Origin of the sequence: Pseudarthrobacter sp. O4, assembly GCF_050157025.1 — a bacterium.
Taxonomy (GTDB): domain Bacteria; phylum Actinomycetota; class Actinomycetes; order Actinomycetales; family Micrococcaceae; genus Arthrobacter.
In genome coordinates, this window is record NZ_CP189591.1 from 397,468 (window position 1) to 416,578 (window position 19,111).

A 19,111-nucleotide genomic window follows, 5' to 3' on the forward strand; every position below is an offset into this window, starting at 1 on the left:
TGACCGGTCAAAACGACTGGTCAAAACGACAACAACTGCGAGTTAGTTGGGGTGCCGACGCTACGCGAGGGTGATGAGGTCCAGGTAGTCCTCGTTCCAGTGGTCCTCGATGCCGTCGGGCAGCAGCACGACGCGCTCCGGGTTCAGGGCTTCGACGGCACCTTCATCGTGGCTGACCAGCACGACGGCGCCGGTGTAGTTGCTCAGGGCCCCGAGGATCTCGGCGCGGCTGGCCGGGTCGAGGTTGTTGGTGGGCTCGTCAAGGAGCAGCACGTTCGCGCTCGAGGCCACGATGGTGGCCAGCGCGAGACGGGTCTTCTCGCCGCCGGACAGCACACCGGCGGGCTTGTCGACGTCGTCGCCGGAGAACAGGAACGAGCCCAGGATGTTTCGTACTTCCGCGTCGTTCATGTCCGGGGCGGAGGAGCGCATGTTCTGCAGGACGGTACGGTCCACGTCGAGCGTCTCGTGCTCCTGGGCGTAGTAGCCCACTTTCAGGCCGTGGCCCGCAACGACTTCGCCGGTGTCCGGCTTGTCGACGCCGGCGAGCATCCGCAGGAGGGTGGTCTTGCCGGCGCCGTTGAGGCCCAGGATGACCACCTTGGAGCCGCGGTCGATGGCGAGGTCCACGTCGGTGAAGATCTCCAGAGAGCCGTAAGACTTGCTGAGGCCGTCCGCGGTGAGCGGCGTCTTGCCGCACGGTGACGGATCCGGGAAGCGCAGGGCTGCCACGCGGTCGGTCGCGCGCACGGCTTCGAGGCCGCCCAGCAGACGTTCGGCGCGCTTGGCCATGTTCTGCGCGGCGACGGCCTTGGTGGCCTTGGCGCGCATCTTATTGGCCTGGTCGATGAGGACCTGGGCCTTCTTCTCCGCGTTGGCGCGCTCACGCTTGCGGGCGCGCTCGTCCGTTTCGCGCTGCTGGAGGTAGCGCTTCCAGTCCATGTTGTAGAAGTCGATCTGGGCGCGGTTGGGATCCAGCAGGAACACCTTGTTGACGGTGGCTTCGAGCAGCTCGGTGTCGTGGCTGATCACGATCAGCCCGCCCTGGTGGTTCTTCAGGAACTCGCGGAGCCAGGAGATGGAGTCGGCGTCGAGGTGGTTGGTGGGCTCATCGAGGAGCATCGTTTCGGCGCCCGAGTACAGGATCCGGGCGAGTTCCACACGGCGGCGCTGGCCACCGGACAGGGTCTTGAGCGGCTGGTTCAGCAGCCGGTCCGGGAGCGCCAGGTTGGAGCAGATCGCGGCGGCCTCGGCCTCGGCCGCGTAACCGCCGGCGGCGAGGAATTCGGATTCCAGCCGGTCATAGCGGTTCATCGCCTTGCGCTGGACCTCGGCGTCCTCGCTGGCCATGTCCTCATGGGTCTGCCGGAGCTTGCCGACGGCGATGTCCAGGCCGCGGGCGGAGAGGATCCGGTCGCGGGCCAGCTGCTCCATGTCCGGGGTGCGGGGATCCTGCGGCAGGTAGCCGATCTCGCCGCTGCGGGTAACCTTGCCGCCGGCCGGCAGGCCTTCGCCCGCGAGCACCCGGGTCAGTGTGGTCTTGCCTGCACCGTTACGGCCGACGAGGCCGATCTTGTCTCCCTTGTCGATCCGGAAGCTCACCTGGTCCATAAGGAGGCGCGCGCCGGCGCGCAGTTCGAGATCCTGGACGGTAATCAATGCAGCTAAGGCCTTTCACAACAGGGAACGCCGCGGCACAACGGATGGAATCTGGAGGGGGCCGGGGCAGTGCGGCCGAGAGAACGGCCTCCACCAGTCTACCGGCCCCGCCTCCGCCCGAAGACAAGAGCCCCGGATCCCGGCCGGACCCGGCCTTTGGCGGCGCCCTCCAGCATCCGGGCCGCCGGTTAGTGGAGCACCTACAAAATAGGGACCGCGCCGCCGCCGTAGGGTCGGAAGTAAGAACCGCCCCCTTTTTGATGCGAGGAAATCCGATGCCCGAGACACACCGCACCGCCACCGCCGTCACCCCGGTGCCCGTGCGACGCCACCGCTGGAACGCCACCGACCTCGGCCTGATCGCCGTCTTCGCCGCCCTCGTGGCCGGTTCCGCGCTGATCGCCGCCATTCCCGTGGGCGGACTCGGCGTCCCCATCACGCTGCAGACCCTTGCCGTCATGCTCACGGGGCTGGCCCTCGGCCCCGGGCGGGCCTTCGCCGCCGTCGGGCTGTACGTTCTCCTGGGCCTCGCCGGGCTGCCGATCTTCAGCGGCGGGCGCAGCGGACTCGGTGTCCTGGCCGGTCCCTCGGCGGGCTACATCGTCGGCTTCGTGTTTGCGGCCGCGGCGGTGGGCTGGCTGACCGTCGTCGTGCTGCGCCGCACCGCGGGACGTCCCGGCAGGCTTCGTGCGGTCCTCCTTTTCGCCGCCGCGATGGTGGGCAGCATCATCTTTGTCCATGGCCTCGGCATCCTTGGCATGATGGTCAACGCGAAGCTGGACTTCCCCAAGGCGTTCCTGGCCGACCTGGTCTTTTACCCCGGAGATGTGATCAAGAACGCACTGGCCGTGACCATCGCGCTGTCCCTGCACAAGGCCTTCCCTGACCTGCTCATCCGCCGCGTCCGGACCGCCGGCGCCGCGAAGGCGGAAGTCCGCCCGTGAGCATTGTCCTGGACCGGGTGGCGGTACGGGTCCAGGTTGACGGCCGCGCCGCACCCAAGACCCTGCTCGAAGGGGTGTCACTCGACCTCTCGGAGCAGCGGATCGGCATCATCGGCGCCAACGGCTCCGGCAAGTCCACCCTGCTGCGGCTCCTGAACGGACTCGTGGCACCGAGCAGCGGTTCCGTGCTGGTGGGCGGTGCGGATACCGTCCGCGCGGTGCGGGAAGTCCGACGCCGCGTGGGGTTTGTCTTCACGGACCCGTTGTCCCAGCTGGTGATGCCCACCGGCCGCGAGGACGTCGAACTGTCGCTCCGGCGCTCGGTCCGGAACGCCGCGGAGCGGCGCAGGCAGGCCGAAGCGACCCTGGGCCGCTTCGGGCTGCTGCAGCTGGCGGACCAGAGCATCTACGAACTCTCCGGCGGGGAACGCCAGCTGCTGGCCCTCGCCGCGGTCCTCGCGGTGGACCCGGAAGTCCTCGTCCTGGACGAACCCTCCACCCTGCTGGACCTGCGCAACCGGGAACTGCTCCGCCGGACCCTGGCCGGGCTTGGCCAGCAGGTCATCCTGTCCACCCACGACCTTGAGCTCGCCCGCGACATGGACCGGGTCCTCGTGGTGCATGCCGGCCGGGTCGTGTTCGACGGCGGGCCGGCGGCCGCCGTCGACCAATACCGGGCGCTGAGCGCGGCTGGCCTGGAGTCGCCGGCAGTGGAGCAGCCGTGAGCGGGCACGGATTCCTGCTGGCGAACTACGTGCCCGGCCGCTCCGTGGTCCACCGCTCGCCGCTGTGGCTGAAATTCCTGCTGGTCCTCGGCTGCGGCATGGCGTCCTTCCTGATCGTGGACTGGGCGGTTGCGGCCGGAGTGCTGGCGCTGATGTGCGGGGTGTTCCTGCTCAGTGGGGCGGGGGCGGACCGCCTGTGGCGCGCTGTCCGGCCGGTACTGCCGGTCCTCGCGGCGATCGGGCTCTTCCAGTGGTGGCAGCTGGGCGGTCCCACGGCGGCACGGATCGTGCTGAACGTCCTGGTCTGCGTCGTGGCGGCGTCGATCCTCACGGCGACGACGCCGGTCCAGGGGTTGCTCGACGGGGTGGCGTCTCTGGCCACGCCGTTCCGGCGCATCGGGGCGGATCCGGAACGGTTCGCCCTGACGATCGCCATCATGTTGCGCAGCATCCCGTTCATCGCGGGCGCATACTCCGACGTCAGGGATTCCGCCCGTGCCCGCGGCCTGGAACGCAACCCCAGGGCCCTCGTGCTCCCGGTATTCATCACCACCGTGGCCTTCGCGCGGCAGACCGGTGAAGCACTCGCGGCACGGGGTCTGGGCGAAGCCGAGGACCTGGACGGCTGACAGCCCTCCCAGGCGCCCACCCGCGGGACATGCCCTCCCCTGCCCGCAGCCACCGGACATATGCCCACTCTGCTCGCTGCCCGAGCCAAAAAATGGGCATGTCCCCCGGCTGGTGCACGCGGAAGGCCCTCCCCGCAGCCCTAACCGCGGGACATGCCCTCCCCTGCCCGCAGCCACAGCACATATGCCCACTCTGCCCGATGCCCGAGCCCAAAAATGGGCATGTCCCCCGGCTGGTGCACGCGGAACGCCCTCCCCGCGGCCGTGACCGCGGGACATGCCCTCCCCTGCCCGCAGCCACAGCACATATGCCCGCAATGCCCATTCCTCAAGCCCAAGAATGGGCATGTCCCCTCAGACTAGGACAAGCTGCGGTATTCCAGCAGCGCCGCCGTGCCCATGCCCCCGGCGATGCTGATCAGTGCCAGCGCCAGCTGCCCCTCCAGCGGGGTGCGGCGCGCCTGGCCGAGCAGCCGCGTGACGAGCACCGCGCCGGAGGCCCCGTAGGCGTGGCCCAAGGCCAGGGCACCGCCGTCGAGGTTTGCACGTTCCGGGTCGATCCCGAGCTGCTCGAGGCAGGCAATGGCCTGCGCCGCGAACGCCTCATTGAATTCAATCAGCCCAATCGCGCCCGCCCTCAGGCCGTGGGCCGCGAGCAGCCGTCTCCCCGCTGCGGCCGCGCCGATCCCCAGCAGCTGCGGGTCCACGCCCGCCGTGTCCGTGCCCAGCACCAGCAGCCCGTCGCGGGCACCGAGTTCGCGGGCACGCTCCAGCGATGTGATCACGACGGCGGCCGCACCGTCCGCATCAAAGCAGGAGTTCCCGGCGGTGACGGTACCGCCCGCCACGAACGCCGGCGGGAACCGGGCCACCACCGCTGCGGTCAACCCGCGGCGGGGGCCGTCGTCGGCGGCGACTGCCAGGGGGCCGCCGGGGTCCGGGCCTCCCGGGAGCGGGACGATTTCGGCGTCGAACGCGCCGGCAGCGGCGGCGGCCAGGGCGCGCCGGTGGCTGCGCAGCGCCGCGGAGTCCTGCCGTGCCCGGCTGATCCCGAACCGGGCAGCCACGTTTTCGGCAGCCACCCCCATGTCCGGATCGCCGTAGCCGCTCGGCGCAAACTGCGCCCGCGAGAAGAATTCCGGGCCGCCGTCGCTGTTCCGGTTGGCGCGGAGCGGTGCCGTGCTGATGCTTTCCACCCCGCCGGCCAGGTACACGCCGCCACCGCCGGCGGCCACGAGACGGGAGGCGAGGGCGATCGCGTCGAGTCCGGACCCGCACTGCCGGTCCACCGTGAGGCCGGGGACGCTGACCGGCAGGCCGGCTTCGAGGGCCGCGAGCCTGGCCACGTTCCCGCCGCCGCCCACGGCATTGCCGATCACAACATCCGTCACCGACTCCGCGGCCACGCCGGCGTCGGTGAGCAGGCTGCGCAGCACGGGGGCCAGCAGCTCATGGGCGCGCAGTGTCTTCAGGGCGCCATTGGCGCGGCAGATCGGCGTCCGGCGGGCGGCAATGATGACGGGCTGCCGGTCCGCGGGGAGCGGCGGCACGGCCGGCACGGCCGGCACGACGGACCTGACCGGCGGCTCAGCCAAGGCGGCGGGCCCTGGGGTCATGTCCGGTGATCCAGTCGAGCAGGAGCTGCCGGCTGAGCTTGCCCCGGTCCGTCAGCGGGAGCTCGGTCAGCGCGAAGTACTCCAACGGACGCTTGTCTCGGGCCAGCACGTCTTCCACCCCGGCCCTTAACTGCATCGCTGTCACGCCGCCGTGGGACGGCACCACCGCGGCCACCACACGCTGTCCGCGGAGATCATCGGCGAGGCCGGCGGCCACCGCCGAGGCGACACCGGGCACGGAGGCGAGGGCCAGCTCCACCTCGTGCGGGTACACGTTGGTGCCGGCGGTGATGATCATGTCCGAGCGGCGGCCCAGCAGGTGCAGCGTCCCGCCGGACAGGTAGCCCTGGTCCCCCACGGTGTACCAGCCGTCGAAGCACTGCAGCGCCTGGCCGTCGTCTCCCCAGAGGTAGCCCTCGCTGACCATGCCGCTGCGGACGCAGATGTTGCCGTCGCTTCCTTCCGGAACCGCCGCGCCGGCACCGTCCAGGATCCGGATCTCGACGCCGGGGAACGGCTTCCCGATCCCGGTCCCGCCCAGCCGGGGCCGCTGCCCGGGCTGCAGGCCGGCACCGGCGACGAAGCTCAGTTCCGAGGCGCCGTAGTACTCAAAAATGGTGGCATTGGGCGCCCAGCGGCGTGCCGCGTCCAGAGTGCGGGCGTCCAGTTTGGAGCCGGCACAGATGATGCTGCGGATCCCGGAGGCGTCCACGCCGCCCGCAAGGCCCCGCTCGCTGAGCAGCCGCAGCATGGTGGGGATAAGGACCAGCCGGGTAATGCCGTCGTGGCTGACCGCGGCGTGGACGTCGCCCACGTCAAACTTCGGCAGGGTGTGGAACTCCGACCCCGCGTACAGGCATTCGGCCAGGGCGTAGAGGTTCAGGCTCGCGGCGAGCGGCCCGGGCGCAAGGGTCCTGTCCTCCGGGGTCAGGCCGAAGAACTCGATCGAGGCGTCGAAGGACACCTGCCAGGACCGACGGGTGCGGGTGAAGGCCTTGGGGACAGACGTGGTGCCGGAGGTCAAACCGATCAGGAACGGCGCGTCGGGCGGGCCGTCGATGAGCTCGTCAGTGCGCCCGTGCCCGGTGACCGGAGCCGCACGCCGGACCGTTTCCGCTATCCGTTCGGTGATGCTGTCCTGCAGCTGCTGCGGCCAGGTCGGGTCCAGCACGGCGCATTGCCGCTCCCCCGCCACCGACGCGGCAAAGGACACGGCGAAGTGCAGCGAGTTCGCTTCGGACACGACAGTGACGGCGGGCGCCGCGGGCACCAGCGCCGCGGCGGCATCCCGCAGCTGCTCCCAGCTGAGACCCTGACCGGCGACCACGACGGCGGTGCTGTCGGGGCGCTCGCCGGCCCAGCGCTGGAGTCTGTCGAGGAAAGGCATCGGATCAACTTTACCGAGCGCAGGCGCCCCCGCCACCGGTAAACGATATTGTGACAGCATGAGTTTCAATGACAACGTCGAGCTGGACCCCTCGCAGGTGCAGGACCGGCGGGGCATGGGCCGCGGCGCCAAGGTCGGGGGCGGGATCGGCGGCGGCATCGTCCTGCTGATCGCGGCCCTGTTCGGCATCAACCCGGCGCTGCTGGAAGGCCTGACCGGAACCACCCAGGACTCCGGCGCGCAGGGCCAGGGCACCGAGCTGGCCTGCGCCAGCGGCGCCGACGCCGATGCCCGCCTCGATTGCCGCATCCTTGGCACGGTCAACAGCCTGAACGCCTTCTGGCCTGCCTACCTGGCCCAGTACAACGAGCAGTACCCCCAGCCGAAGACAGTCATCTTCACGGGCGGAACCGGCACCGGCTGCGGCGCCGCCACCTCGGAGGTGGGCCCGTTCTACTGCCCCGCCGACACCACTGCCTACTTCGACCCGGGCTTCTTCCAGGAGCTCGTGGACCGCTTCGGGTCCTCCGGCGGGCCGCTGGCACAGGAGTATGTGGTGGCCCACGAGTTCGGCCACCACGTCCAGAATCTGCTCGGCAACCTGGACCGCGCCCAGCAGGATCCCCAGGGTCCGGAATCCGGTGCCGTCCGCGTCGAACTGCAGGCCGACTGCTATGCCGGGCTGTGGGCCCGCTACGCCACCACGCAGCCGGATCCCAAATCCGGGCAGCCGTACCTGGAACCGCTGAAGGAACAGGACCTCAAGGACGCCCTCTCCGCCGCGTCGGCCGTCGGCGATGACCGGATCCAGAAAGCCGCCACCGGCCGGGTCTCGCCGGAGGCCTGGACCCACGGCTCCAGCGCGCAACGGCAGAAGTGGTTCTACCAGGGCTACAGCACGGGCGACATAAACCGGTGCGACACCTTCGGCGTCGCCACACCGTAGCGCACACAACCGGCTAACGACGACGGCGGGCCCACCTCTGGGAGGTGGGCCCGCCGTTCGTTTCGCGCGGGGAGCGCGGGGAGGCGGTGTGGATTTAGATGTTGAAGCCGAGGGCCCGCATCTGGTCGCGGCCGTCCTCGGTGATCCGTTCCGGACCCCACGGCGGCATCCAGACCCAGTTGAGGCGCCATTCGTCGACGACCCCGTCCAGGGCCTTGCCGACCTGCTCCTCGATCACATCGGTGAGCGGGCAGGCGGCCGTGGTGAGCGTCATGTCGATCAGCAGGGCGCCGTCGTCGTCTGAGTACTTCAGACCGTAGAGCAGGCCCAGATCAACGATGTTGACCCCGAGTTCCGGGTCGATCACATCCTTGAGTGCCTCTTCGACATCCTCGAGGCCCGTGCGGGCCACATTGAGTTCGGTCATTGCGGAGTCCTAACTACGCCTGAGCTGCAGCCGAGGCGGCAGCGATGGTGGCCGCCCCTGCGCCGGTGGCGTAGCGGTCGTAGCCTTCTTCTTCGAGGCGGTCGGCGAGCTCCGGGCCGCCCTCTTCCACAACCTGGCCATCGACGAACACGTGCACGAATTCCGGCTTGATGTAGCGCAGGATCCGGGTGTAGTGCGTGATGAGCAGGGTGCCCATGTTGCCTTCGGCGTGAGCGCGGTTGACGCCCTCGGAGACAACCTTCAGCGCGTCGACGTCGAGGCCGGAGTCGGTCTCGTCGAGGATGGCGAACTTCGGCTTGAAGAGCTCCAGCTGAAGGATCTCGACGCGCTTCTTTTCGCCGCCGGAGAAGCCTTCGTTGACATTGCGCTGGGTGAAGTCCGCGTCGATGCGCAGCTGCGCCATGGCAGCCTTGACGTCCTTCGTCCACGTGCGCAGCTTGGGTGCTTCGCCGTCGATGGCCGTCTTGGCGGTGCGCAGGAAGTTCGTCATGCTCACGCCGGGAACCTCGACCGGGTACTGCATGGCCAGGAACAGGCCGGCGCGGGCGCGGGCGTCAACGGTCATCGCGAGGACGTCTTCGCCGTCGAGGGTGATCGAGCCGGAGGTGACGTTGTAGCGCGGGTGGCCGGCGATCGTGGACGCCAGCGTGGACTTGCCGGAGCCGTTGGGGCCCATGATGGCGTGGGTCTCGCCGGTCCTGATGGTCAGGCTGACGCCCTTCAGGATTTCCTTTGTGCCCTGCTCGGTGTCAATGCTGACGTGCAGGTCCTTGATCTCAAGAGTAGACATGTGCCTTGTTCTCCTCTGCACCGTGCGCTCCGGCACTGTGCGGTTTCTGGTCGATAAGTATTCTGGTGCGGGTTGCCGGCTGCAGGCAGCTAGCTGAAGGTCGGAGCCTCGGCACCGTTCAGGACGTTGGTGAAGTCCACATAGACCTCGTCATCCAGGACGGTGACGGCAAAGACGGGAACGGGATCATAGGCCGGCAGCTGGAGCGGCTCGCCGCTGCGCAGGTCGAACTGGGAACCGTGGCCCCAGCACTCGATCTTGCAGCCTTCAACCTCTCCTTCGGAGAGGGAGATGTCCGCGTGCGAGCAGGTGTCGCCGATGGCGTGGATCTCCCCCATCGAGTCCTTCACGATCGCTACGGGGTAGTCGTCGATCAGGATCCGCAGCGCCTGCTTGAGTTGGATCTCGCTGGCGTTGCAGACCAGCTCGCCCCTTGGCTGTTCAGTCATTGATGGTTTCCTGTGCTGTCTAGTGGTTCGTTGCCGCGAGTTCGCGCTCGACAGCGGCCGTGAGGCGCTCTTCGATGGCCGGAACCTTGATCTGCTGGATGATCTCGTTCAGGAAGCCGCGGACCACCAGGCGGCGGGCCACGTCTTCTGGAATGCCGCGGGCCATCAGGTAGAACAGGTGCTGGTCGTCGAAACGTCCGGTGGCGCTGGCGTGGCCGGCGCCGGCGATCAAGCCGGTCTCGATCTCAAGGTTCGGCACGGAATCCGCGCGGGCGCCGTCGGTCAGGACCAGGTTGCGGTTGGCCTCGTAGGTGTCGGTGCCTTCTGCTTCCTTGCGGATCAGAACGTCACCCACCCACACGGTGTGCGCATTGCGGCCCTGCAGGGCGCCCTTGTACAGGACGTTGGACTTGCAGTTGGCGACGGCGTGGTCCACGAACAGGCGCTGCTCGAGGTGTTGGCCGGCGTCGGCGAAATACAGGCCGAACAGTTCCACTTCGGCGCCCGGGGCGGTGAAGCGGGCCGAAGGCGTGACCCGCACCAGGTCGCCGCCGAGGCTGACGACGATGTGCTTGAACCTGGCGTCGCGGCCGAGCTTCACCTGCTGCGAGGAGGCGTGCACGGCGTCGTCGTTCCATTCCTGGAGCGAGATGACAGTCAGCTGCGCGCCGTCCCCAACCACGATCTCGACGTTTTCCGACACGACGGCGGTGCCCTGGTGGTCCAGGACCACGACGGACCTGGAGAGCTCTTCCGCGACGATCACGACGTGCTGCGCGGAAGCCTCGGTGCCCTGGCCGGTCAGCAGGACGGTGACCTCGCCGTCAACCTGGACCTCGGCCGGAACGGTGATGACGGTGGCCTCGGAGAAGTTCTCCCAGGCGTTCGCGGAGACGCGGTCCTCGGGGATGGCGGCGGAGCCGATCCGGCGGTCGTCACGGCCGACGGTCTCCACCGTGACGCTGTCCGGAGCGGTGACGCTCACGGACGGTGCGGCACCGTTGAGGACGTCGGTGTGCAGGCCGCGGAGGCGCTTGAGCGGGGTGAACCGCCAGTCTTCCTCCATGCCGGTCAGCGGCTTGAAGTCCGCCAGCTTGTAGGAGGTCAGGCGGCCGGCACGTGAGCTGTCCGGGATGCCGACGCCGCCACCGTGCGAATGGCGCTTGACGGCGTCGCCCGCCAGCGGTGACTTCGACTCCGCGGCGTTCACGGGTGAAAGGCTTTCGCCTTCCTCGGTGAAACCGTTGATGAACGGCTGGGATGAGGGCGCGCCGACGCGGGCCTTTTCAGTAGTGATGTCAGTCATTAACCGACCGATCCTTCCATCTGCAGTTCAATCAGTCGGTTCAGCTCAAGGGCGTATTCCATCGGGAGCTCGCGGGCAATCGGCTCGATGAAGCCGCGGACGATCATCGCCATGGCCTCGTCTTCGCGCATGCCGCGGGACATCAGGTAGAACAGCTGCTCTTCGCTGACACGCGAGACCGTGGCCTCGTGCCCCATGGTCACGTCGTCCTCGCGGATGTCGATGTACGGGTAGGTGTCCGACCGGCTGATGGTGTCCACCAGGAGCGCGTCGCAGCGGACCGTGTTGGCCGAGTGCTTGGCGCCTTCGCGGACCTGGACCAGGCCGCGGTACGCAGCACGGCCGCCGCCGCGGGCCACCGACTTGGACACGATCGAACTCTTGGTGTTCGGCGCGATGTGGACCATCTTGGAGCCGGTGTCCTGGTGCTGGCCTTCACCCGCGAACGCGATGGACAGGGTCTCGCCCTTGGCGCCTTCGCCCACGAGGTAGACGGCCGGGTACTTCATGGTGACCTTGGAGCCGATGTTGCCATCGATCCACTCCATGGTGGCGTTCTCTTCGCAGATGGCGCGCTTGGTGACCAGGTTGTACACGTTGGTGGACCAGTTCTGGATGGTCGTGTAGCGGACGCGGGCGCCCTTCTTCACGATGATTTCCACGACGGCGGAGTGCAGCGAGTCCGAGGTGTAGATCGGTGCGGTGCAGCCTTCGATGTAGTGGACGTAGGAGTCCTCGTCCGCGATGATCAGCGTGCGTTCGAACTGGCCCATGTTTTCCGTGTTGATGCGGAAGTAGGCCTGCAAGGGGATGTCCACGTGGACGCCCTTGGGCACGTACACGAAGGAACCGCCGGACCACACGGCAGTGTTCAGCGACGCGAACTTGTTGTCGCCCACCGGGATGATGGTGCCGAAGTACTCCTGGAAGATCTCCGGGTGTTCGCGCAGCGCGGTGTCGGTGTCCAGGAAGATGACACCCTGTTGTTCCAGGTCCTCGCGGATCTGGTGGTAAACAACCTCGGACTCGTACTGGGCTGCGACGCCGGAGACGAGGCGGCTGCGCTCCGCTTCCGGGATGCCCAGCTTCTCGTAGGTGTTCCGGATGTCCTCGGGGAGGTCTTCCCAGGTTGCGGCCTGCTTCTCGGTGGACCGCACGAAGTACTTGATGTTGTCGAAGTCGATGCCGGAGAGGTCTGCACCCCACGTGGGCATGGGCTTGCGGTCGAAGTACTTCAGGCCCTTGAGCCGAAGGTCGAGCATCCATTCCGGCTCGTTCTTCTTGGCCGAAATGTCGCGGACGACGTCTTCATTGATACCGCGGCGGGCATTGGCCCCGACATCGTTCTTGTCGGACCAGCCGTACTCATAGGTGCCGATTCCGTGGAGCTCGGGATTCTTTTCCAGAATCTCCGAAATCACAGTGGATTCAGCAACCTTCTTCTCTGATAGTTGGTCCGTCATCACGGCCTTTCTTGCAGATGGTTGGATACTTCGTCCAGGTTGCCCGGGGTGGTCGCGGGGCTGTAAAGCCCCCTGGCCGCCGGACGGCCTGTGGGTATGTGGGTGGTGCAGACGTGGCCGCCGCGCGCCAGCGTGGAGAGCCGGCGGACGTCGACGCCGACCAGCCGGGAGAACACTTCGGTCTCCACATCGCAGAACACGGGGAACTGCGCGGCCAGCTGCTGGATGGGGCAGTGCCCCTGGCACAGCTGGACGCTGGAGAGCGCCGCCGGCAGGGGCGCCTTGGCTTCAAGGGAGGCCGCGGACGCGACGAAGCCGTCGCGGCTCAGGGCCTCGGACAGCGCCTGCGCGCGGGCTGTGATGTCCGGTCCGGCGGCGTCGATCTCGGGTGCGTAGCGGCTTTCCATTTCGCCGAAGCGTTCGACGGCGAACTGCCGCACGGCTTCGGGGCCGGCCATCTCGCCGAGGCGCTGCAGCGCCAGGGTGGCGATGTCGAGGTAGTCGTTGCCGAGCGTGGACTGGCCCTGGGAACTGAGGACATAGCGGCGTGCGGGGCGTCCCGCTCCGGCGCCGGCACGGGCAACCCGCTTGACCTCGATCACGCCGTGGCGTGCGAGGTGGTCCAGGTGGCGGCGCACCGCGGCGGGAGTGAAGCCGAGCAGGTCGCCGAGTTCGGCGGCGCTGATGGGTCCGTGTTCCAGTACCGCGTTCAGCACGCGGTCCCGGGTCCGCTCATCGGCGTCGGCCGCCTGCGCCACCGCCACGGGCGGATGAGGTGCCACAGCCGCATGAGGCGCGTGTGGCGCCTGGGGCGCGTGTGACGCACCATGCCCGGCAAGGGCAGCAGAAGAAGAGGGGCTCATGGAATACACAACACAATCATGTCGTAATTTAGTCCCGCGATCCAGTAAGGCAGGGCTTCCCTCCGGTCCGCGTCCGTGCCGTCGGCTTCCGTGCTGTCGGGATCCGGCACCGCACCCGGCCGCGCGTACTACTTCGCGTAGAATGCTCTGGTGCGATCTCCCGAATCCCCCGTCCTGTCCATCAGCGGGCTAGTCAAGGATGTTGGTCCGCTGCCCACCCTTGACGGCAAGATGCTGCGGGTGGTCAGCGGCCTCTCCCTTGTCGCCGAACGAGGACAGGTCACGGCACTGCTGGGCGCCAACGGTGCCGGCAAGACCACCACCATCGAATGCGCCCAGGGACTCCAGAAGCGTACCGCGGGAAGCATCAGTCTGCTAGGCCAGGACCCGGACACGGCCGGGGCCGGACTGCGCGCGCGCGTCGGCGTGATGCTCCAGGACGGTGGGCTGCCGCCGTCGGCCCGGCCCATTCCGCTGCTCAAGCACATCGCAGGCATGTACCAGGAACCGTGGCCCGTCGAGGAGCTCATTGCACGCCTTGGCATCGACGGCTTCAGCCGGACTTCGGTGCGGCGGCTCTCCGGCGGACAGAAGCAACGCCTCGCCCTCGCCGCAGCCCTCGTCGGGAATCCCGAGGTGCTCTTCCTGGATGAGCCGAGCGCCGGCCTGGACCCGCAGTCCCGCCAGCTGGTCTTTGAGCTCATCTCCGAACTCCGCAACCGCGGGATGGGGATCATCCTGACCACGCACCTCATGGACGATGCCCAGCGCCTCGCCGACTATGTCTACATCATCGATGGGGGCCGCAATGTCGCCGAGGGAACCGTCGCCCAGCTCCTGCAGCACAAGCTTCCGGCCGGCGCCGGGGAGCAGCACATCCGCACCCTGCTGTTCGAGACAGAACCCGGGCTGGATTTCACCGGGGTGCTGCCCGACGCCGTCGACGTCACCGAAGCGCGGGCCGGCAGCTACGCCGCCACCGGCGCCCTCACCCCCGCCGATCTGGCCGCGATCACCGCGTGGTGGTCCGCGCGCGGGATCATGCCCAGCTCCCTCAGCCTTGAAGCACGCAGCCTCGAGGATGTCTTCCTGGACATCTCCGGAAGGGAGATCCGATGACCCGCGTTTCCGGCAGTTCGGCTCGCGGCGGCGCGGCGCCTGGCCGTGCGCCCGCTCCGTTGTTGCGGCGGATCGCGCTGCAGGGCAGGTACGAAACGATCACCATGCTCCGGAACGGCGAGCAGCTGATCCTCGCGATTGTGCTGCCGCTGCTGGCGATGGTGGGCCTGACCGTCACGCCGCTGCTTGACGGGCTCGGTTCGAGCCGGATCAATATCGCCGTCCCGGGCATCCTGGCGCTGTGCGCCATGTCCACCGCCTTCACCGGCCAGGGCATCTCCACCGGTTTCGACCGCCGCTACGGAGTCCTGCGCTTTCTCTCCACGACCCCTCTGGGCCGCACCGGGCTGATTGCCGGCAAGGGCCTGGCCGTCCTGGCTGTGCTGCTGCTGCAAGTGCTCGTCGTAACGGCCGTGGCCTTGATACTGGGCTGGCAGCCCGAGCCGGCGGGCTGGCTGCCCGGCCTGGCCCTGCTGGTCCTCGGGGCCGCGTCCTTCACGGCACTGGGCCTGCTCGTCGCCGGAACGGTCCGGCCGGAGGCGACCCTTGCCATCACCAACCTGCTGTGGATCCTGCTCGGGGCGCTGGGCGGGATTGTTATCCCGGCCGAACGGCTCCCTGCGCTGGCGCAGGCCGTGGTGCATGTCCTTCCCTCGGGTGCGCTGGGCCAGGCGCTGAGGGACGCTTTCCTGCACGGCAGCATCAATGCTGGTGCCGTGCTTGTCCTGCTGCTCTGGACGGCACTTGCCGGCGGCGCAGCCACCCGTTGGTTCAAGTGGAATTGAGAAAACTGTGAGTACGGCGTCACGCCCACCCCGGATCATCTCCGGGATCACCTCCCGGCTGCCCGTCACCGTTGACAAGACGGTCAAGCGGCTGGCCGTTTTGTCCCTGATAGGCCAGACAGTGCTGGTGGTGACCGGCGGCGCTGTCCGGCTCACCGCCTCGGGACTTGGCTGCCCCACCTGGCCGCGCTGCACGGACGCCTCGCTCGTGAACACCCCGGAAATGGGGATCCACGGCATCATCGAGTTCGGCAACCGGCTCCTGACCTTCGCGCTGGCCGCCGTCGCCGTGATGATGCTCGTGTACCTGTGGAACCTGCGCAAGGAACGCCGCGACCTCTTCCTGCCGGCCCTCGGCCTGCTCGCCAGCATCCCGGCGCAGGCCGTGATCGGCGGCATCACGGTACTGACCCGGCTGAACCCCTGGGTGGTGGGCCTGCACTTCCTCGTCTCCATGGGCCTCGTGGTCCTCGCGACCCTGCTGGTGAACCGCGCCTACGGCCGCACGGGCAAGGCCCGGGTTGCCGGGCTCGCCGCGCTCCCGGGCGCCGCACGCCCGGTGATGACCGCCGTCGCGCTCATCTCCGCCGTGGCGGTCTGCCTGGGCGTGGTGGTGACCGGAGCGGGCCCGCATGCGGGCGACGCCGATGCCCCGCGGAATGAACTCGACTGGGACCTGTTCTCGCACATCCACGCCGTGCCCGCCTACCTGGTGACCGCCGGCGCACTCTTCGGGCTGGTCCTGGTGCTCCGCGGCCGGATCTCCGGGCCGTTCCGCACCGCCGTGCTCCTGCTCCTGGGCGTCACCGTGCTGCAGGCCATCATCGGCTTCACCCAGTACTACAACGGCATCCCGGCGCTGCTTGTCGGTGCACACATGCTGGGGGCCGCGCTGCTGATGAGCGCCGCCACGAACGCCGCCGACCTCGCCCGCCACAGCCCGGTCAAGTAGGCATCCGAGGTAGGCGCGCAGCGGCCTGCCTCGTCGCTGAGAAGCACCCCTTTCCGTCCGAGGCTGGCACGCAGCCAGCCTGGCACATCAGCGCCCGACAGTGCAGCCGCCAGGGATATGGCCTCAACGATTCTCGGAGCTGGTAGGGATCACCGGTTCCGCCGTTGAAACAGTGCCGTGGGCTTTGGCCTGCCCGGCGGCAGACCGTCGTTCGTTTTCATGACCGCGCGGACGCGTCAGGATCCGTCAACGACTCGAAGGCGTGCGCGGGGATGCTCCAGCTGTCCCAGTCCTGAGGCCGGGTGGATGGCCGGCCCAGGAAGTAACCCTGCCCGGCTGTTAATCCGAGCCCGGTGACGGCCGCGAGTTCAGCACTGGTTTCGATTCCTTCCGCGGTAACCGACGCACCGATCTGACCGGCGATGCCGGTCATGGCCTCGCTGAAGGCGTGGCGCAGCGGGTCGGTGCAGATTCCCTCGATGAGGTTCCGGTCAAGTTTGATGATGTCTGGTTCGAGCTGCCAGACGTGGCGGATCGAGGCAAAGTACGAGCCCACATGGTCAATCGCCAGGCGGACTCCCCGCCGTCGCAGGGGTTCCAGCGCTGCAGCAAGGGCAGCGGGCTCCTCGTCGGTCAGCGCCTCGGTGAGCTGGAGTACCGTCCGGCCGGGGGACAGCCCCGATTCCTGAAGAAATTCCGGCAGGAGCGGGTCCAGGCAGATGGCCGGGGAGAGTTTCAGCGCCACGTACAGGTGGGCAGGCAGGTGCTGCGCGGCAGTAAGGGCGGACTCCAGCGCCGCGAATTCAAGTTCGCTACCGAGCTGTGCGTTGGCGGCCTCGGTAAACCAGTAGTCGGCGCTGTCGCTCCCGTCGCTGACGAACCGTGTGAACGCTTCGACACCGACGGCTGCGGCAGTGGAGAGATCGAAAATCGGCTGGAAAGCCGTCAACAGCGTCCGATGTGCCAGGACCGCCTGAATGCGCGAAGCACTCTCGGTTGTCGCCGTGGCCGTCGTTTCGACGGCGTCTTTCCCCTCTGACGGGACGGGCGGGCGCTGCACTTGATGCACGCCACCCGTGTAATCGGCCAGGGATCCGAGGGAGACCAGATGCTCCGCGAGTGCTATTTCCGGGCGTCCTGGGTTGGAGGCAAGGTGTTTGCGAAGTTGATCCCGCATGGGGGCGTTCTCTGGTGAAGTCTGTGACAGCACCGCCTCGACGATCTCCGCGGCCTGTCGGCGTATCCCCGAAGCCTCATCCTCAGGCTTCCCGTTTACCGCGGGTGCCTCCGGGTGTTGGCTGTCGCTGCAGGATGGAAAGGACGACGGCTCCGGCGACATTGGCTATTCCTTTGTTCCGTGTCCCGGGTGAGTCCGGAACCGGCCTGCACACGTCCGGCGTCTCCAGCGCTGGAACGAGGAAGTCCGTGACAGGACTGTACAACGGGATCAACCGGCCTGTCACGCTGCTGGTTCAGCCCGGCAATGTTCCTTACATGCAGAAAACGGACTTGACAATTAGGTGCTCACTTGATTCCAGTTCTTGTTACATGGGTCGTTGCCAGCCAGCCCTCCGGCGTTTACCCTGTGGTTGGGACGTGGTCCGGCAAGTAGTTTTTGGGGGCAGGCTGCGCGGCATTCTCTCCAGATGCCGATTCCCGCAAAGGCTGGCTCCATGGTCTCAGAGCGATGGAGCCAGCTTGCGGGGCGATAGCGCACCGGCGCCATGTGCCTCCGCAGTTCGGTGCTGCCTGTGTCGGTCGCCCGCAGATGAACCTCCATCCAGGAGCAGCCTGCGATGGTGGCCAGGGGAAAAGTGCTAGCCGCCGACGATGGCGGAACCGACGAACGGATCTACGGCCAGGGCGATGAAGAGCAGGCTCAGGTAGCTGATCGAGCCGTGGAAGACCTTCATGGCGCCCTTGTTGGAAACGTCCCCGCCCTGCGCCCGCTTGTACAGCGCGTGCGATTCGTACAGGAACCAGGCACCCGCGACGACGGCGGTGACGGTGTAGACCCAGCCTGCGCCACCGGCCGGAACCATCAGCAGCGAACAGACGACCATGGCCCACGCGTACAGGACAACCTGCACCGAGACCACCTTGGCGCCGGCGATGGCACCGAGCATCGGCACGTTGGCGTTACGGTAGTCCTCGCCGTAGCGCATGGACAGCGGCCAGTAGTGCGGCGGGGTCCAGAGGAAGATCACCATGAAGAGGACGACGGCGGGCCACTCCACCGTGTTGGTCACGGCGGCCCAGGCAATCAGCACCGGGAAACAGCCCGCAGCCCCGCCCCAGACGATGTTCTGCGCGGTGCGGCGCTTGAGGATCATCGTGTAGATGACCACATAGAAGACGATGGCGCCAAGGCCGAGCCACGCAGCGAGGGGGTTGGCTCCGAACCAGAGAATGGCAATCGCCGCCGCGCCCAGGAGCCAGGAGAAGACGAGCGCCTCGCGCGGCGTCACTTCGCCCGTGACCAGCGGCCGTTTCTCCGTGCGGTGCATGAGCTTGTCAATGTCGCGGTCGATGTAACAGTTGAAGGCACCGGCACTGCCTGCCGCGAAGGCGCCGCCCACGAGCGTTGCCAGGATCAGACCGATTGACGGGAACCCGCGTTGGGCGTAGATCATGGTCGGCAGCGTGCTCACGAGCAGAAGCTCGATGACGCGGGGCTTCGTGAGCGCCAAGTATGCCTTGGCTTTGCGGGAGAAGCCGATCTTTCCGGGGATCGTGGAGGCGTTCAGCGGCGTATCGATTGTGCTCACGGTGGCAGTCACTCTGTTCTGTCTGGCTGTTCAGTCGGGCTGGTTTTCGCAGTGCGCCTTGAATCCGGCGCGTTGCTGGAGGGGGTCCGCGCACCGCGTACGGGCGTGTCCTCGCCCCCCGTTGGTAGCCACGCACCATCATACCGTGACCCGCCGACGTCGGGGTCCCGGGTTGCCGTCATGAAGTTGCCGTGATGAAGCCGCCGGAACACCGCCGTGATTCGAACAGGTTAACGCGGGCTCACCGCCGCGGCGCCGGGCG

18 protein-coding genes are annotated in these 19,111 nt (G+C 67.8%); 7 read left to right on the forward strand and 11 right to left on the reverse strand.

The features are described from left to right. Positions 1-60: 60 nt before the first annotated feature. A complete protein-coding gene (locus ACQCSU_RS01870; RefSeq protein ID WP_354241314.1) occupies positions 61-1,659 on the reverse strand; it encodes an ABC-F family ATP-binding cassette domain-containing protein in 1,599 nt (532 codons plus the stop codon). Between the two features lie 275 nt (positions 1,660-1,934). Here ACQCSU_RS01870 and ACQCSU_RS01875 point away from each other — a divergent pair, with 275 nt between their 5' ends. The 3 genes from ACQCSU_RS01875 to ACQCSU_RS01885 are packed head-to-tail and all read left to right on the forward strand — an operon-like array spanning position 1,935 to position 3,957. Further along, a complete protein-coding gene (locus ACQCSU_RS01875) occupies positions 1,935-2,603 on the forward strand; it encodes a biotin transporter BioY (protein ID WP_354241312.1) in 669 nt (222 codons plus the stop codon). Further along, positions 2,600-3,328: an energy-coupling factor ABC transporter ATP-binding protein gene (locus ACQCSU_RS01880; protein ID WP_426977935.1), complete on the forward strand. Its 729-nt coding sequence runs from the start codon at positions 2,600-2,602 to the stop codon at positions 3,326-3,328. The genes ACQCSU_RS01875 and ACQCSU_RS01880 overlap by 4 nt, the downstream gene beginning before the upstream one ends. Next, on the forward strand, positions 3,325-3,957 hold the full coding sequence (locus ACQCSU_RS01885; RefSeq protein WP_354241308.1) for an energy-coupling factor transporter transmembrane component T family protein: 633 nt from the start codon (positions 3,325-3,327) through the stop codon (positions 3,955-3,957). Before ACQCSU_RS01880 ends, ACQCSU_RS01885 begins: the two co-directional genes overlap by 4 nt. 359 nt (positions 3,958-4,316) lie before the next feature. Here the strand turns inward: ACQCSU_RS01885 and ACQCSU_RS01890 are convergent, their stop codons facing one another. Continuing rightward, on the reverse strand, positions 4,317-5,573 hold the full coding sequence (locus tag ACQCSU_RS01890; protein ID WP_426977937.1) for a thiolase family protein: 1,257 nt from the start codon (positions 5,571-5,573) through the stop codon (positions 4,317-4,319). Continuing rightward, a complete protein-coding gene (locus tag ACQCSU_RS01895; protein ID WP_426977938.1) occupies positions 5,545-6,960 on the reverse strand; it encodes a class I adenylate-forming enzyme family protein in 1,416 nt (471 codons plus the stop codon). The genes ACQCSU_RS01890 and ACQCSU_RS01895 overlap by 29 nt, the downstream gene beginning before the upstream one ends. Positions 6,961-7,018: 58 nt before the next feature. Between ACQCSU_RS01895 and ypfJ the strand changes: the two genes are divergently transcribed. Next, the gene (gene ypfJ / locus ACQCSU_RS01900) at positions 7,019-7,906 is read left to right on the forward strand and encodes a KPN_02809 family neutral zinc metallopeptidase (RefSeq protein WP_426977939.1); all 888 of its coding nucleotides are present in this window, start codon (positions 7,019-7,021) and stop codon (positions 7,904-7,906) included. 94 nt (positions 7,907-8,000) lie between these two features. Here the strand turns inward: ypfJ and ACQCSU_RS01905 are convergent, their stop codons facing one another. The 6 genes from ACQCSU_RS01905 to ACQCSU_RS01930 form a co-directional block, all read right to left on the reverse strand. Further along, a complete protein-coding gene (locus ACQCSU_RS01905) occupies positions 8,001-8,333 on the reverse strand; it encodes a metal-sulfur cluster assembly factor (protein ID WP_056434018.1) in 333 nt (110 codons plus the stop codon). A 13-nt stretch (positions 8,334-8,346) separates the two neighbouring features. Next, entirely contained in the window at positions 8,347-9,144 is a 798-nt protein-coding gene (gene sufC / locus ACQCSU_RS01910) for a Fe-S cluster assembly ATPase SufC (RefSeq protein ID WP_426977940.1), read from the reverse strand. Between the two features lie 89 nt (positions 9,145-9,233). Further along, the gene (locus tag ACQCSU_RS01915; RefSeq protein ID WP_426977941.1) at positions 9,234-9,593 is read right to left on the reverse strand and encodes a non-heme iron oxygenase ferredoxin subunit; all 360 of its coding nucleotides are present in this window, start codon (positions 9,591-9,593) and stop codon (positions 9,234-9,236) included. 19 nt (positions 9,594-9,612) lie between these two features. Continuing rightward, on the reverse strand, positions 9,613-10,899 hold the full coding sequence (gene sufD, locus ACQCSU_RS01920; RefSeq protein ID WP_426977942.1) for a Fe-S cluster assembly protein SufD: 1,287 nt from the start codon (positions 10,897-10,899) through the stop codon (positions 9,613-9,615). After that, entirely contained in the window at positions 10,899-12,362 is a 1,464-nt protein-coding gene (gene sufB / locus ACQCSU_RS01925; protein WP_426977943.1) for a Fe-S cluster assembly protein SufB, read from the reverse strand. Before sufB ends, sufD begins: the two co-directional genes overlap by 1 nt. Next, positions 12,362-13,225 (reverse strand): helix-turn-helix transcriptional regulator, encoded by an 864-nt coding sequence (locus ACQCSU_RS01930; RefSeq protein WP_426979910.1) that lies wholly within the window; start codon positions 13,223-13,225, stop codon positions 12,362-12,364. Before ACQCSU_RS01930 ends, sufB begins: the two co-directional genes overlap by 1 nt. Positions 13,226-13,375: 150 nt before the next feature. Here ACQCSU_RS01930 and ACQCSU_RS01935 point away from each other — a divergent pair, with 150 nt between their 5' ends. Genes ACQCSU_RS01935 through ACQCSU_RS01945 form a run of 3 tightly spaced genes read left to right on the forward strand, consistent with a single transcriptional unit; the run spans position 13,376 to position 16,081 of the window. After that, the gene (locus ACQCSU_RS01935) at positions 13,376-14,344 is read left to right on the forward strand and encodes an ABC transporter ATP-binding protein (RefSeq protein WP_426977945.1); all 969 of its coding nucleotides are present in this window, start codon (positions 13,376-13,378) and stop codon (positions 14,342-14,344) included. Then, complete coding sequence (locus tag ACQCSU_RS01940; RefSeq protein WP_426977946.1) at positions 14,341-15,129, forward strand: ABC transporter permease; 789 nt, start codon at positions 14,341-14,343, stop codon at positions 15,127-15,129. The genes ACQCSU_RS01935 and ACQCSU_RS01940 overlap by 4 nt, the downstream gene beginning before the upstream one ends. Before the next feature lie 7 nt (positions 15,130-15,136). Then, positions 15,137-16,081 (forward strand): COX15/CtaA family protein, encoded by a 945-nt coding sequence (locus ACQCSU_RS01945; protein WP_426977948.1) that lies wholly within the window; start codon positions 15,137-15,139, stop codon positions 16,079-16,081. A 217-nt stretch (positions 16,082-16,298) separates the two neighbouring features. On the opposite strand, the gene ACQCSU_RS01950 is transcribed toward ACQCSU_RS01945, so the two are convergent. Beyond that, on the reverse strand, positions 16,299-17,258 hold the full coding sequence (locus tag ACQCSU_RS01950) for an EAL domain-containing protein (RefSeq protein ID WP_426977950.1): 960 nt from the start codon (positions 17,256-17,258) through the stop codon (positions 16,299-16,301). Positions 17,259-17,898: 640 nt separating this feature from the next. Beyond that, positions 17,899-18,861 (reverse strand): heme o synthase, encoded by a 963-nt coding sequence (locus ACQCSU_RS01955; RefSeq protein WP_426977951.1) that lies wholly within the window; start codon positions 18,859-18,861, stop codon positions 17,899-17,901. Positions 18,862-19,111 lie beyond the last annotated feature (250 nt).